Source organism: Bradyrhizobium centrolobii (assembly GCF_001641635.1).
GTDB lineage: Bacteria > Pseudomonadota > Alphaproteobacteria > Rhizobiales > Xanthobacteraceae > Bradyrhizobium > Bradyrhizobium centrolobii.
Genome location: NZ_LUUB01000062.1, coordinates 152,237 through 166,820, shown reverse-complemented (window position 1 = coordinate 166,820; position 14,584 = coordinate 152,237). Strand labels below are relative to the sequence as shown.

Genomic DNA, 14,584 nt, shown 5'->3' with positions numbered 1-14,584 from the left:
TGCGGTGAAGTCGTAGAGCGCAATGATCAAGTCAGTCGGTTGCCTGGGCTCACCTCTCCCCAGCGGGGAGAGGTCGGATTGCGCCTGGCGATGCGGAGCATCGTCCAGTGCAATCCGGGTGAGGGGCCGCAGCGTTCAGTGAGACCGTAACCCCTCACCCGGATCGCATCTTTCGATGCGATCCGACCTCTCCCTACGGGAGAGGTGATCTGCGCCCCTGGCGCTCGTACCGATTCGACCAAGATTGATCCTGCTTTAGGTATCGGCCGCGCGCTTCCTGCGATAGGCAACCGGAAGCGTGATCGTCGAGCCGATGAAATAGCCCGCGGTCGCGCCCGAGACGGCGCGGCCGACGATGATCGCGAGCGCACGGTCGCTCGCATCGATCGCCGAGATCACACTGACGGCATATTGCAAGCCGAACACGATGAGGTTGCGGATCAGGGGGAACGCGCTGCCCGGCCGGATGATCTCGCCGCTCTTGTGATCCACCTCGAACGGGCGCGGCGTCAGGATGCCGAGCGGCATCAGCGCCAGCGCCGCCGCAACCCACGCGACGAGCGGCCACGCGCTATCCTGATGGCCGAAGCCGATCCGCGAAACGCCCCAGACGATGAACACGACCGGCACGATCAATGCGCGCCAGATCGGAGTTTTGCGCGGTCGCATCGCCTGGATGGCCTGCCACATCAGAAAGGCGAGCAGCGCGAACACCCAGACCGGTGTATGGATCAGTATCTGATAGGCGAAGGTCATGATCGCTCCGATTCTCCTTGCAGCCTTCGCGCTGCCGCACCGCTAGTCCGACAAATTTGACGGCCACGACAAGCTAATCGTCAGCATACGATCGACGGGCGCTCGATCTGTCATTGCAACCAAAGAGAGAATATATGATATTCCTCCCTATATCGCTCTATTCATTGACACTCACTTGCGTATTAGTTGCAGCGACAAGCTAAGCTGACGAGAGTCGAATGCTCGATCGAAAACTATTATTGCTGGTCTTCCTCGTCTCACAAAGCACCGGGGCAAGCGGCCAATCGTCCAGTTCGCCTGCGCCAGCAACTACATCAATCTTGATACCAATAGTTGCTGCACTGATCGGATCAGCATTTGCGATAGCGGGAATCCTTCTAAAAGAACTCTTCATTTTTCGGGCTAACGCACAGCTTGCTAGAGCTGAGACTCAAAAGGATATTGTACGAAGCTACATGGCTCCCCTCACTTCAGGGTGCGAGAAACTCATCTGGAGATTCAAGGAACTATTTATCGACAATCGCCATCAATGGCTTATGTCGAATACTTTGCCGATCTCGTACAATGAGCACAAGCGTGTTAGTACGCTATACCGGATAGCTACGCTCCTAGGATGGATCCGCGCCATAAATCTGGAACTGAATAGTCTCGAACAAGGCACATCTCGATTTACGGGACCTCTGGCGAGGGCAATCGGCAGTTTTCAGAGCGCTCTCGCCGATGGGCCGCATACCGAACTACGACGTCTGGAGCAACTCTGCGCCTCTTGGAATATCGACATTAAGGAGCTGTCCTTAGTGCAGAAACAGTCGCTCGCAGTCGACTTGGAGGTTGAATACTACAAGGTCGCCGGTTCACGTCTAAAAGAAGATCCAGACTATCTATTGGATCTGAGTGATTCAAAGAAGCTAGAGTGTTGCACCGCGCTCGCAAACTTTCTTACCGGAAAGTTACGCATCAAGTCGCTCAGTCCTGACTTTATCAAGGAGCGCGTTCAATCTGCCTTAGAAAGTTTAGCCTATGAAGAATCGCTCATCTACAGGGAATGGCAAGAAGCCATTGGAGACGCAATGCTCGTCTCTGAGCAAGGTTCGATCCGAAAATTTCGCATTATCGGCTACGCCGATTTTACCAAGTTGTTGCGCACTAGATCGCCCTGGATAAGCGCATTCAGAACCAGCATTGATGACATCAATTTCGCAGTGATCGATAAGCGCGACGTTCGAAGACAACAGTTAGGAAGACTTGCCAGGGCAGTTGCCGATATGTTGGGCGCAATCGCGGAAACGGATGACAAAGACCTAGTGAACCACGAGGCCCTTACCGTCGCGAAACAACTGCAAGAAGCTTCAGATTTGCATTGCACATAACAGCTAATATGGAATTTTAGCTCTCCAACCCATCCTAGAAGGGAACCGAATTTGTATTGGTCGCTCACAGCGGCGCTGCGCTCTCGCCCTGCGAGCTCGACAGTTTCGAGGCGAGCGAGGCGATCACGATGACCACCGCGATCAGCGCGATCACGAGCGTGCAGATCGCGTTGATCTCGGGCTTCACCCCGAGCCGCACCTCCGAATAGATCCGGATCGGCAGCGTTGCCGAGCCGGGGCCGGTGGTGAAGCTCGCGATCACGAGATCGTCGAGCGACAGCGTGAAAGCCAGCATCCAGCCCGCGACGATCGCGGGCGCGATCAACGGCAGGGTGACGGCCACGAACGCGCGCACCGGATCGCAGCCGAGGTCCATCGCAGCCTCCTCGAGCGAGCGGTCGAGCGAGCCGAGGCGGGACTGCACCACCACCGCGACGAAGCACATCGTCAGCGTGGTGTGGGCGATCGTCACCGTCCAGAAGCCGCGCTCGGCGTTCAGCGCCACGAACAGCAGCAAGAGCGACAATCCCGTGATCACCTCCGGCATCACCAATGGCGCATAGAGCATGCCGGAGAACAGCGTGCGGCCGCGAAAGCGCTCGCCACGCGACAGCGCGACGGCCGCGAGCGTTCCGAGCAGCGTGGCGATGGTTGCGGAACAGACCGCGACCCTGAGGCTCATCCAGGCAGCCTCGATCATGGCACGGTCGTTGAACAACTCGCGGTACCAGCGCAGCGACCAGCCGCCCCACACCGTCACCAGCCGCGAGGCGTTGAAGGAGTAGATCACGAGCATGAGGATCGGCAGGTAGAGGAAGGCCAACCCCAGCGCGAGCGAGGCGATGTTGCATCGGGAAAGGCGAGCGTGCCTGCGCATGATCTCAGCGCCCCTGTTCCAGTTGCCGGCGCTGCAGCCGCTCATAGAGCAAGAGCGGTGCCAACAGCACGACCAGGAGCACGATGGCCGCGGCGGAGGCGACCGGCCAATCCTTGTTGGTGAAGAATTCGAGCCACAGCGTCTGGCCGATCATCAGCGAGTTGGAGCCGGCTAGAAGGTCCGGAATGACGAATTCGCCGACGATCGGGATGAAGCACAAGAGGACGCCGGCGCCGACGCCGGGCAGCGACAGCGGAAAGGTGACGAGCCAGAATACCTTTAGCGGCGGGGCGCCGAGATCGGCGGCGGCCTCCTCCAGAGCCGGCTCCATTTTCGCGAGCGTCGCATAGAGCGGCAGGATCATGAACGGCAGATAGGAATAGACGATGCCGAGATACATCGCGCTGTCGGTGGAGAGCCACACCACGGGCTGGCTGACCAGATGCAGCGCCAGCAGGATCTGATTGAGCAGGCCGTCATGCTGCAGGATGTTGATCCAGGCGTAGATGCGAATCAGGAACGAGGTCCAGAACGGCACGATCACCAGCACCATCGCCACCGCCTGCCAGCGCCGCGGCAGCCGCGCCATGCCGTAGGCGATGGGGTAGCCGATCACGAGCAGGATGGCGGTCGCCGTGACGGCTACGGTGAGGCTGCGCACATAGGCGAAGACGTAGAGCTCGTCGGAGACCAGCAGCTTGAAATTGTCGATCGCCAGCGCGGCGAACGCGGCCTTGATCGCCGTCCACCCGGCGGCCAGGTCGAACACAGGTTCGTAAGGCGGCTGCGCAATCGCCGTCTGCGACAGGCTGATCTTCAGCACGAAGCCGAACGGCACCAGGAAGAACAGCACCATCCAGACATAGGGCGCGATCGCGGCGAACCTCGCCGGTCGCGTGAAGATGCGGCGCGCGCTCATCGTTCCAGCACCATGCAGTCGTCTGGCGTGAACCAGGCGACGACCTGCTGATTCAGGCTGTAGGCGTCGACATCGAGGCGCGCGGAGTTGGTCACTGAGGACTGCACCATGCCGCCGGCGTCGAGCTTCACCTTGTAGGTGGTGGAGCCGCCGAGATAGCAGATGTCCGCGATCACGCCGTCCAGCTGATTGATCGCCGATCCCTCGCCCACCGGGGCGCGGCGCGACAGCTTGACCTTCTCGGGGCGGATTGCGACCGACATTTTGGTCCCCGCGACCGGCTCNTCGCGCGGCTCGCCCGCCACCAGCGTGCCCGCCCCGTTGGTGGCAATGACCAGGCGATGGCCGTCGCGCAGTTTGAACTCGCCGTCGAACAAATTGATGTCGCCGACGAACTCCGCGATCCAGCGCGAGCGCGGCGCCTCGTAGAGTTCGCGCGGAGTTGCGACCTGATCGAGCCGGCCGGCATTCATCACCCCGATCCGGCTCGCCATCGTCATCGCCTCCTCTTGGTCGTGGGTGACGATGATGAAGGTCACGCCGAGCCGGCGCTGGAGATCCATCAGCTCCACTTGCGTGCTCTCGCGCAGCTTCTTGTCGAGCGCGGCGAGCGGCTCATCGAGCAACAGAAGCTGCGGTCGCCGCGCCAGCGCGCGCGCCAGCGCCACGCGCTGGCGCTGGCCGCCGGAAAGCTGGTCGGGCTTGCGCTTCTCCAGCCCTCCGAGCTTCACCAGCGCCACCATCTCCGCCACGCGGGTGGCGATGTCGGCACGCGCCAGGCCGGCGCGCTTCAGGCCGAAGGCGATGTTATCGTGCACGGACAGATGCGGAAACAGCGCGTAGCTCTGGAACATCATGTTGACCGGGCGCTCATGCGGCAGCGCCTGCGCGATGTCCTTGTCGCCGAGCAGGATGCGTCCCTCGTCCGGCGCCTCGAACCCGGCGAGCATGCGCAGCAGCGTGGTCTTGCCGCAGCCGCTGGGGCCAAGAAGCGCAAAGAACTCGCCGGCCTTGATGTCGAGCGACACGCCATCCACGGCCCGGAACGTGCCAAACGTCTTGGCGATGCCCTCGATGCGCAGCAGCGGCTGACCGGCCGCCGGACGCACGTCTCCCCCGGCGGCATGCGCCACGACTTCCGTTCCAGGCAATTCTTCCGCCATGTTCCCTGCCAACCCGATGCCGCCGCACGCTAGCGGCGGATCGGCCTTTGCTCAACCGGTTCGAACCGGGTCATTCACGTCGCGTTGGCCATGAAGGCTGCGAGCGCGTCCCGGTCCGCCGCGGGCATGGTCAGGCCGAGCTTGGAACGGCGCCACAGGACGTCTTCGGGGAAGCGCGCCCATTCGTGGTCCATCAGATAACGCACCTCCGTGCCGGTCAGCTCGGTGCCGAAGGCTGGACCAAGCTCGGAGCGGGTCTTCGCCTCGCCGAGCACCGCCGGCAATCGCGTGCCATAGGCCGCGACCAGCCGCCGCGCCTCTGGCTCCGAGAGAAACCGCCAGCGGTCGCGCGCGATGTCGACCTCGGTATCGAAGCGATGCCAGGCAAAGTCTCCGCCCGGTAGGGCCGCGCCGGCCGTCCAGCGCGGCGACATTGGATAGAATGGCGTCAGCTTCGTCACCGCCCGCTCCGCGCGCAGGCGCGAGGTGGTGACGTCGCCGCCGAACATCGTGATCAGCGGCGCCTTGCGACGGCGCGCGTGGAACAGCATCGCCCCATCCCGCCCGCGCACTGAGGCCAGCGTCAGGTTGACGCCGGAGATCGTCCGTACCACGTCGGTCGGCGCGACGCGCTCGCGGAAATAGCGGCTGGCCGCCTCGCACAGATAGGTGACGTCGGCACCACCCATCGCCACGATGGCCGGATCGCCCGTGAAGGCGTGCGTGGTCGTGCCGATCAGCGTGAACTCGCGCTCGAAGGGGCTCACGAAGATCAGCCGCCCGTCGCTGTTCTGGAAGACATAGACGTTATCGCATTCGAACAGCCGCGGCACGATGATCTGGCTCATCTGCATTGCCGCCATCGGCGGCGTCGGCTGGCGCAGCACGGTCTCCGCGACTATCGACGTCCAGCCGCCGGTGGCATTGGCCAGCGCGCGGGCGGTGATCACCCGGCGATGGCCGCGATCGATCACCGCGAGCCGCCAGATATCGGTCCTGTCAGCGCGCACGCAACGAGCCCCGGTCCGAATCGCGGCGCCGCGCTCCGCTGCATCCAGCGCCGTGAGCACGACCAGCCTGGAATCATCGACCACGCAGTCGGAATAGTCGAAGGCGGTGCCGAACAGACGCTTGAGCGCGTTGCCAACGGGATGGTGGGTGATGTCGAGTGTCGTCGATGGCGGCAGGCCACTGCGATCGGCGAGGCGGTCATAAAGAAACAAACCGGCGCGCAGCAGCCATGGCGGGCGCTCGTCGGAATGCGCGGGGATCACGAAGCGCATCGGCCGGACCAGATGCGGCGCAATGGACAGCCAGGTCCTGCGCTCGGCCAGCGCCCGGCGCACGCGCCGGAAGCCGCGACGTTCCAGCACCGACAGATCGCCATGGATCAGCCGTGGCGTCGCCGACGACGCGGCGCCACCCAGGTCGCCCTGTTCGAACAGGATGACGCGCAGGCCGCGGCCGGCAGCATCGCGCGCGATGCTGACACCGTTCAGGCCGCCGCCGATGATCGCGAGGTCGTAATCCGCCATGAAGCCGTCGAGAGGGAGCGAAGCAAGCGTCCGCCCACCACTAGCCGGTCTTGAGCGCAAGCTCCATTGTCTCGGCGCGGCCGACGAGGCCGGCATACTGCCCGATCGGCAGCGGCTTGCCGAGCAGATAGCCCTGCACGCCGTCGCATCCCTCTCGGGCGAGGAAGGCGAGCTGGTCGAGCGTCTCGACGCCTTCGGCGATGATCGACATTTCGAGGCCGTGGCCGAGATCGATCACGGCGCGGACGATCGCCGCCGATTGCGGGTTGCGGCCGAGATTGATGACGAAGGCGCGGTCGATCTTGATCTTGTCGAACGGGAACGCCTGGAGATAGCTCAGCGAGGAGTAGCCGCTGCCGAAATCGTCCATGGAGATGCGCACGCCGAGCGCCTTCAGCCGGCGAAGCAGTGCCAAGCCGCGATCAAAGTCCTCGATCAGCACGCCCTCGGTGATTTCGAGCTCCAGCCGTCCGGGCGCAAGGCCCGTCTCGAGCAGGATCGAATGGACGAGCCCGACCACGTCGCCGTGCATGAACTGCGCCGGCGACAGGTTGACCGCGACCTGGAGCGGCTTCGGCCATGACGCCGCCTCGCGGCAGGCCTCGCGCAGGATCCATTCCCCCATCTCGACGATCAGGCCGCTCTCCTCGGCGATCGGGATGAATTCGGCCGGCGAGACCTGGCCGCGCACCGGATGCTGCCATCGCGCCAACGCCTCGAACCCGATGATCTCGCTCTCGGCGACACTGTGTCCCGCGATGCCCTGCGGCTGGAAGGCGAGCGACAGTTCGCCGTTCTTGATCGCCTTCGACAGGTCCTGGTGCAGCACGCGGCGGTCGCGGATCTGCTGGTCCATCTCGGGCTGGTAGAGGCTGATCGAGCCGCGCGACTTCTGCTTGGCGCGGAACAGCGCCGCGCCGGCATTGGCGAGCAGCGAGGCGCCGTCCGCGCCGTTGTGCGGGAAGATGGACATGCCGGTGGTGACGCCGGCGCGGACCGCACGGCCGTCGATCTGGAATTCCTGGGCGAGGGCGTCGCCGAGCTGCTGCGCTAGCGCAAGGCCGGCGTCCGGCTGCTTGCCGTCGATGATCAGGCCGAACTCGTCGCCGGACAGGCGCGCCACCACGCCGCCGCGCGCGGCGTCCTGGAGCCGCTGGGCCACCTCGATCAGGAGCTTGTCGCCCAGCGCATGGCCGAAGACGTCGTTGACCTCCTTCAACCCGTCGAGGTCGACGCAGAGCACGGCGAACTCTTCGCTGGTGCCCTCGCAGGCCTCGATCATCTGGGTCAACGCCTGAAGGAAGGCGGCGCGGTTCGGCAGGTCGGTGAGGCCGTCGTGATATGCCATGTGCGCCATCCGCGACTCGGTCTGGCGGCGGTCGGTGACGTCTTCGTGGGTCTTGATCAGGTATTGCGGTTCGCCGGCATCATTGAGCACGGTGGCGCGGCGGGTGAGGAACAGCCGCAGGCCGTCCTTGGTGGAGATCGGGTGCTCCTCGGTGATCATCCCCCGCTTCTTGATCGCAGCCTCGTCGCGCGCGATGATCAGCTTCGCCTCTTTGGCGTTGAAGATGTCAGAGGCGGTCAGGCCCGTGGCTTCCTCGCGCTTGCGGTTGAGGATCGTCTCCGCGCTGCGATTGGCGAGCAGGTAGCGGCCGTCCTTGACCTGCTCGACGATCAGCGCCACCGGAATGTTGTCGACCACGAGCTCGAGGAATTTCTTGGTGCTCTCCAGCTCCTGCGACAACGAGCGCCGGTCGGTGATGTCCTCGAACACCACCAGCAGGAATTCCGGCTGGTTGCTCTCGTTGCGGACCACGATCCGGATCGACGCAACCATGCGTCGCGCGGATCCGTGCTCGACCTCGAACTGGTTGCGGTACTGCCGGTCGGCCGCCTCGAGCGCTGCCCGGTCGGTCGCCTCGATGGTGGCGGCCGAGGCAGGCGCGAACAGCTCCCGCGCGTTCTTGCCGACGACGTAATCCCGCGAGAAGCCCCAGAACCGCTCATAGGCGCTGTTCGCGAAGATGTAGCGGCCGTCCTCGATGTTCTTTGCGGCGACGCAGGCCGGCACGTTGTCCAGCACCGATTCCAGGAACTGCTTGGTGGAGGCGAGCTGCCGCGACAGCCTGCGCTGCTCGCTGACGTCGAGATGAGTGGCCACCGAGCCGCCGTTCGGCAGCACGAAATATTTGACAAGGATGGCGCCCCCGTCCGGCAGCTCGGTGATCAGGCCGTTAGGGCTTGCCGCCTTCTCGTAGAACTCGTCGTCGGAGACGCCGAGGACCCCGCGGTCACGCCGGAGCCTGAGGATATCGTGGCCGGTCATGTCGGCCCAGAGATCAGACCGCGACAGCCCGTAGAGCTCGAGGTAGCGGTCGTTGCAGAAGATGATGCGCCGCTGCGCATCCGTCATCACCACGCCCTGGTTGAGATTGTTCATGGCGGAAGAGACGAAGGCGTTGCGCCGCAACTGCGTCCGCTTGGCCCGGCGCAGCGCGGAGTGAATCCACAGCGCAATCGCGGCCAGGAACGAGCAGACGACAATGCCCCCGATCAGGGCTTCCCAGATCACGTTGGGATCAAGCCTGCCGATATAGCCCGGCGGGGCGAACTGGTCCGACAGCGCAAAGGCGCGCGCAGGGGCAGCCGCCAGACACACAACAGCCTGCACAGGAATCAGAATCGTGCTGCCCGCGTGCCAGTTCTTCTCAGCCATCAGCCACCCGCGATTTCAACTGCGGATTGTCTGGCTTCACGGGTTTGGATCGGGTAAACGCCTGTAAGCGCGGCAGAAAAATGTGACGTGAAACACGGCAATTGCCCTGACATGATAAATGCTTCCTTAATGGAAGGCGGCCCTGAGGCACGTTTTCCAGGCAAACAAGTCCCCGCGCCCTCGGCACCTCCAGCAGAAACTCCGCACAATCATGGATAAGGTCGACTGCGTCGTGATCGGAGCGGGCGTCATCGGGCTCGCGGTCGCCCGGCGGCTCGCGCAGGCCGGGCGCGAGGTGATCGTGCTGGAGGAGGCTGAGGCCATCGGCACCGTCACATCCTCGCGCAACAGCGAGGTGATCCACGCCGGGATCTACTATCGCGCCGGGAGCTGGATGGCGCGCATGTGCGTCAGCGGCAAGCATGCGCTCTACCAATACTGCGCCGAGCGCGGCATCCCGCACAAGAACTGCGGCAAGCTGATCGTCGCGACCACTCCGAAGGAAACCGACAAGCTGCAATCGATCAAGGCGCATGCCGAGGCCAATGGCGTGCTCGACATGCAGTTGCTCTCGGGTGGGGCCGCGCGCGCGCTGGAGCCGGCGCTCGCCTGCGACGCTGCGCTGCTCTCGCCTTCGACGGGCATCATCGACAGCCACGCCTACATGCTCTCGCTGCTCGGCGAGGCCGAGGCGGCCGGCGCGGCCTTTGCGTTTCACACCCCGCTCATCCGCGCCAAGGCATCGGGCGGCATCATCGAGGTCGACGCCGGCGGCGAGGCGCCGATGACGCTGCAGTGCGACCTCCTGGTCAACGCCGCCGGGCTCTCGGCGACGACCGTGGCGCGCCACATCGACGGCATGCCGCTGGACCGGATTCCGCCGGCTTACCTCGCCAAGGGAAACTACTTCAGTTGCAGCGCAAGGGCGCCGTTCTCGCACCTGATCTATCCGGTGCCCGAGCCCGGCGGGCTCGGCGTACATCTGACGCTGGACATGGCAGGGCAGGCGCGGTTCGGTCCGGACGTCGAATGGATCGAGATGCTCGACTATGCCGTCGATCCATCGCGCGCAGAGCGCTTTTATCCGGCCATCCGCAAATATTGGCCGACGCTGCCTGATGGCGCGTTGATGCCGAGCTATTCAGGCATCCGCCCGAAGATCGTGCCGCCGGCAGTCGCCACGCAGGACTTCCTGATGCAGGGCCCGCGCGACCATGGCGTCGAGGGCCTGATCAATCTGTTCGGCATCGAATCGCCGGGCCTGACATCATCGCTCGCGATCGCGGACCACGTCGCCGAGCTCGCAGGACTCTAGATCCCGCACAACGATGATTGCGCGGTGCGACCCAAATGAAGGGATGTGCGCAATAGCACTCACCCCTTCATGAAAGGGTACGATCAACTCTACGCTGTATTTGGGGGTTACTAGTGGAGCGTGTCGTCCGAGTTATGCTTCAACCGCTCGATTTGGTCCTTGACCATCAGCTTCCGGCGCTTCAACTCAACAATTTGCAGGTCGTCTGTTGAAAGGTGCACGAGTGCTTCGTGCAATTCGTTTTCGAGAAGTTTGTGCTTCCGCTCCAATTCAACCAGATGTGCCTGAATTGTCATTCGAAACCTCCTCGGTAGGGTTGAACCTCAGGATTCGATCCGGACGGCGAAGTGTACATCAGCGATTCGTTCTGTCGACGATTATCCGTCGTCGCAGCGTCATTTTTGAAAATTCATATGTAATGAAGCGTGAGTAAGGAACCGCTCGAGAAAAACCCGTGATATCAATGTGCTCGCTCGGCACCGCGACGACTCGCTGAAATATCTTGCGAGAGAACGGTGAGCGACGATCGGAGATCGCTTGCGATCATGCCGCGCAAGGACGATAATTTCCACAGGGCGTCCACAGCCTTTGTTTTAGAGCTCATCGGGTTTTTCGGCCACCGCAGATCATGACCAAGGAAGACGCGCGCGAACTCGAAGCCGAGCTCGCCCGGTTGCAGCAGGAACACCGAGATCTCGACGCGGCGATCGATGCACTGCATCAGTCGCCTGCCCCCGACCTATTGCGCCTGCAACGCCTGAAGAAGCGCAAGCTGTTGTTGCGCGACCGTATCGCATTCATCGAAGACCAGATCACGCCCGACATCATCGCCTGATCGCGACAAGTTGGCCGTAGCGGCCGACCTTGGGACTTCGCGTGTCGGTCCTGTCTCCGAACATTGGACGGCATCCGATTGCGCTTGACTCGCCAAGAACAAAAGAAGAACATTTACGAGCCAACCGCCCCCAGGAAAACGCCCATGTCAGCAACCGTGCCCTTCGACAACAGTCACTATGAACAAGCCTGCGATCAGGCGATCGCGATGTGCGACGGCAATCTGCGCAGCACCATCAAGGCGCTGATCATGGCCAACGAATATCTGGAGGCGGAGCTCGAGGAATTGCAGGCGGCGATCACGGCCGGCTGCATCCCGGAGACCTCGCGCAACAAGATGCGGAGCAAAAGCAGCGCCGCCTGACCTCCCTACCCGGAGCAACGCCATGTCGGATGTCACCTACTACGTTGCAATGCCCTTCCTGATCGATGCCGACGGATCGCCGGTCGCAGGCACCGCGGAGGAATGCCAGAACTCGGCCGCCGCCCTGCGGCGCGCCGAGATCCTGGCGCGCGGCGCCGGCCACATCGGCGCGGTCGCGTTCAGCCGCAGCGGCGATCCCATGACCGGCGAGTTTGGTGACGCCAAGCTGCTTCGCAAATTCGGCAGCGTGCCGGAAGACCTTGGCGCGCTTTAGATCAGCCACCGACCTGCCTGATCCGCGGCTCATGCCGCCGGTGCGCCTTGCGCACATACATCGCAGCGTCGGCCTCTTCCAGCGCGCGGCCTGCATCGGACTGCGGACCGAGCAGCGCCACACCGGCGGAAGCGCCCGCGTTCGCGTGCTGGCCGCGAAAGACGAAGGACAATTCGTCGATCGCCTGCTCGAAGGCAGCAGCCTTCGCCTTGGCATCGGTCTCGCTGAGATTCCACAACAGCAGCGCAAATTCGTCGCCGCCGAGCCGGCCGACCACGTCCGACGCGCGCACCTGCCGCGTCAGCGTGCCGGCGATCGCCTTGAGGACCTCGTCGCCGGCGGCATGGCCGAAGGTGTCGTTGATCGGCTTCAGCCGATCGACATCGAGCACGATCAATGCACCGCTGGCGCGGTAGCGCTTCATGTAGGCAATGGCGCGCTGGAGCTCGCGCTCGAAACCGCGCCGGTTGGGAATGCCGAGCAGGAAATCGGTGTCGGCCGCCGCCTCGAGTTCCGCCACCCGCCCCAGCGCCTCCTTGAGCTTGGCCCGCAAGCTGCGGATGGTTGCCTTGGCGCCGACGTCGGCCGCCGCACGGCGTCGCGCCCGTCCGGCCGAACGCTTGGGCGGGGTCCTGGATCGGCTCCCGCTGGTCTTTCGGGCCATTTTGGCCTTCGCAGCGGTCGCCCTTTTTCGTTTCTTCATGGGCATCCTGCTCAATGAAGGCTTGCGGGGATTCACCAAGACAGGATAGTGCATTCCCTTCTCCTTGCCACCGCCTTGCGAGCCGCCGGCCGGAACCGATAATCTGGCCTATGTTTCTGTATTCCCGAGCACAATTGACGTCATGACCGCGCCGATCGCCATCATCATGGGAAGCCAGTCGGACTGGGACACCATGCGGCATGCCGCCGATACGCTGGCAGCACTTGGCGTTGCCTGCGAAAGCCACATCGTCTCGGCGCACCGGACGCCGGATCGACTGTTCGCCTTCGCCAAGGGCGCCAAGGCGGCAGGCTTCAAGGTCATCATCGCCGGCGCCGGTGGCGCGGCCCATCTGCCCGGCATGGCGGCGGCGCTGACGGAACTCCCCGTCTTCGGCGTCCCCGTCGAATCCAAGACGCTCAAGGGCATCGATTCGCTCTATTCGATCGTCCAGATGCCGGCGGGCATCCCGGTCGGCACCCTGGCCATCGGCAAGGCGGGCGCAATCAACGCGGCGCTGCTCGCGGCAGCCGTGCTGGCATTGTCCGATCCGGCGCTGTCCGATCGCCTAGCCGCCTGGCGCAAGGCGCAGACCGAGGCGGTTGCCGAGCGCCCGGAGGACAAGGCGTGACTGACACCAATCGGGTGAAGCTGAAGCCCGGCGACACCATCGGAATCCTCGGCGGCGGACAACTCGGCCGGATGCTGGCCATGGCCGCGGCGCGGCTCGGCCTGCGCTGCCAGGTGTTCTCGCCCGATCCGGATTCGCCGGCCTTCGACGTCGTGCTGAACGCGACCTGCGCCGAATATGCCGATGTCGAGGCGCTGGAGCTGTTCGCCAACGACGTCGACGTGATCACCTACGAATTCGAGAACGTGCCGGCCGCAGCCGCGATGGTGCTGGACGCGCGCCGCCCCGTGCTGCCCAATCGAAAGATCCTCGAGACCACCCAGGACCGGCTCGCCGAGAAGGATTTTGTGGCCCGACTCGGGATCGGCACCGCCGTCTATGCCGACGTCACCTCGGTCACCTCCTTGCGGGAGGCGATCTTCAGGATCGGACTTCCGGCGGTGCTGAAGACCCGCCGCTTCGGCTATGACGGCAAGGGCCAGGCCATCATCCGCGAGGGCGACGACATCGCCAAGGTATGGACGAGCCTCGGCACCAAGCAGGCGATCCTCGAAGCCTTCGTGCCGTTCGAACGAGAGATCTCCGTGATCGCCGCGCGCTCGGCTGCGGGCCAGGTCGAATGCTTCGACGTCACCGAGAACGAGCACCGCGATCACATCCTGAAACTGTCCCGCGCGCCGGCGCCGATTCCGGATTCGCTCGCGGATGAGGCGCGCAGCGTCGCGAGCAGGATCGCGAGCGCACTCGACTATGTCGGCGTGCTGGCGGTCGAGATGTTCGTGCTCGCCAACGGCACCGGACCGAAGGTGCTGGTCAACGAGATCGCCCCGCGCGTGCACAATTCCGGGCACTGGACGCTCGACGGCGCGTCTGTCTCCCAGTTCGAGCAGCATATCCGTGCGATTGCCGGCTGGCCGCTCGGCAAGCCCGTGCGTCACGGCGAGGTCGTCACCATGACCAACCTGATCGGCGACGAGATCAACAGCTACGAGGAGTGGCTGACCGTCCAGGGTGCCACCATCCACATCTACGGCAAGGGCGCGCCGCGCCCCGGCCGCAAGATGGGCCACGTCACCGAAGTCAGGCCGCCGAAAGGCAAGTGACGGGACCGCGGCGACTGCCTG

At 63.9% G+C, this 14,584-nt stretch carries 15 protein-coding genes and 1 pseudogene; 7 read left to right on the top strand and 9 right to left on the bottom strand.

From position 1 onward, the window contains the following. Nucleotides 1-255 precede the first annotated feature (255 nt). Entirely contained in the window at nt 256-756 is a 501-nt protein-coding gene (locus tag AYJ54_RS19910; protein ID WP_063701391.1) for a DUF6622 family protein, read from the bottom strand. 218 nt (nt 757-974) lie between these two features. Here AYJ54_RS19910 and AYJ54_RS19905 point away from each other — a divergent pair, with 218 nt between their 5' ends. Then, nucleotides 975-2,126 (top strand): hypothetical protein, encoded by a 1,152-nt coding sequence (locus AYJ54_RS19905; RefSeq protein ID WP_136623813.1) that lies wholly within the window; start codon nt 975-977, stop codon nt 2,124-2,126. 64 nt (nt 2,127-2,190) lie between these two features. On the opposite strand, the gene AYJ54_RS19900 is transcribed toward AYJ54_RS19905, so the two are convergent. The 6 genes and pseudogenes from AYJ54_RS19900 to AYJ54_RS19880 form a co-directional block, all read right to left on the bottom strand. Next, nucleotides 2,191-3,003 (bottom strand): ABC transporter permease, encoded by an 813-nt coding sequence (locus AYJ54_RS19900; protein ID WP_063701483.1) that lies wholly within the window; start codon nt 3,001-3,003, stop codon nt 2,191-2,193. Between the two features lie 4 nt (nt 3,004-3,007). Continuing rightward, nucleotides 3,008-3,922, bottom strand: a complete 915-nt coding sequence (locus AYJ54_RS19895) for an ABC transporter permease (protein ID WP_063701385.1) — start codon at nt 3,920-3,922, stop codon at nt 3,008-3,010. Further along, nucleotides 3,919-4,206 (bottom strand): annotated as a pseudogene (locus AYJ54_RS52515) (TOBE domain-containing protein); the annotation flags it as partial. The gene AYJ54_RS19895 and the pseudogene AYJ54_RS52515, both read right to left, overlap by 4 nt. Before the next feature lies 1 nt (nt 4,207). Continuing rightward, a partial coding sequence (locus AYJ54_RS19890) for an ABC transporter ATP-binding protein (protein ID WP_245329080.1) occupies nt 4,208-5,085 on the bottom strand: 878 nt, incomplete at its 3' end. A gap of 74 nt (nt 5,086-5,159) precedes the next feature. After that, on the bottom strand, nt 5,160-6,620 hold the full coding sequence (locus AYJ54_RS19885) for a glycerol-3-phosphate dehydrogenase (protein ID WP_063701378.1): 1,461 nt from the start codon (nt 6,618-6,620) through the stop codon (nt 5,160-5,162). A 40-nt stretch (nt 6,621-6,660) separates the two neighbouring features. Further along, nucleotides 6,661-9,339 (bottom strand): sensor domain-containing protein, encoded by a 2,679-nt coding sequence (locus AYJ54_RS19880; protein WP_063701375.1) that lies wholly within the window; start codon nt 9,337-9,339, stop codon nt 6,661-6,663. Between the two features lie 211 nt (nt 9,340-9,550). Here AYJ54_RS19880 and AYJ54_RS19875 point away from each other — a divergent pair, with 211 nt between their 5' ends. After that, the gene (locus AYJ54_RS19875; RefSeq protein WP_063701372.1) at nt 9,551-10,654 is read left to right on the top strand and encodes an NAD(P)/FAD-dependent oxidoreductase; all 1,104 of its coding nucleotides are present in this window, start codon (nt 9,551-9,553) and stop codon (nt 10,652-10,654) included. 110 nt (nt 10,655-10,764) lie between these two features. Here AYJ54_RS19875 and AYJ54_RS19870 read toward each other — a convergent pair whose 3' ends face one another. Continuing rightward, nucleotides 10,765-10,950: a YdcH family protein gene (locus tag AYJ54_RS19870; RefSeq protein ID WP_063701369.1), complete on the bottom strand. Its 186-nt coding sequence runs from the start codon at nt 10,948-10,950 to the stop codon at nt 10,765-10,767. Nucleotides 10,951-11,282: 332 nt separating this feature from the next. On the opposite strand from AYJ54_RS19870, the gene AYJ54_RS19865 reads away from it, so the two are divergent. From AYJ54_RS19865 to AYJ54_RS19855, 3 genes are all read left to right on the top strand, one after another. After that, nucleotides 11,283-11,489: a YdcH family protein gene (locus AYJ54_RS19865; RefSeq protein WP_063701366.1), complete on the top strand. Its 207-nt coding sequence runs from the start codon at nt 11,283-11,285 to the stop codon at nt 11,487-11,489. 144 nt (nt 11,490-11,633) lie between these two features. Next, a complete protein-coding gene (locus AYJ54_RS19860) occupies nt 11,634-11,852 on the top strand; it encodes a hypothetical protein (protein ID WP_063701363.1) in 219 nt (72 codons plus the stop codon). 22 nt (nt 11,853-11,874) lie between these two features. After that, nucleotides 11,875-12,126, top strand: coding sequence for a hypothetical protein (locus AYJ54_RS19855; protein ID WP_063701360.1), 252 nt, complete (start codon nt 11,875-11,877; stop codon nt 12,124-12,126). A 1-nt stretch (nt 12,127) separates the two neighbouring features. Here AYJ54_RS19855 and AYJ54_RS19850 read toward each other — a convergent pair whose 3' ends face one another. Then, entirely contained in the window at nt 12,128-12,829 is a 702-nt protein-coding gene (locus AYJ54_RS19850) for a GGDEF domain-containing protein (RefSeq protein WP_063701357.1), read from the bottom strand. 142 nt (nt 12,830-12,971) lie between these two features. Here AYJ54_RS19850 and purE point away from each other — a divergent pair, with 142 nt between their 5' ends. Together purE and AYJ54_RS19840 are read left to right on the top strand one after the other, a co-directional pair. Next, nucleotides 12,972-13,460, top strand: coding sequence for a 5-(carboxyamino)imidazole ribonucleotide mutase (gene purE, locus AYJ54_RS19845; protein ID WP_063701353.1), 489 nt, complete (start codon nt 12,972-12,974; stop codon nt 13,458-13,460). Next, nucleotides 13,457-14,563 (top strand): 5-(carboxyamino)imidazole ribonucleotide synthase, encoded by a 1,107-nt coding sequence (locus AYJ54_RS19840; RefSeq protein WP_063701350.1) that lies wholly within the window; start codon nt 13,457-13,459, stop codon nt 14,561-14,563. The genes purE and AYJ54_RS19840 overlap by 4 nt, the downstream gene beginning before the upstream one ends. Nucleotides 14,564-14,584: the final 21 nt, after the last annotated feature.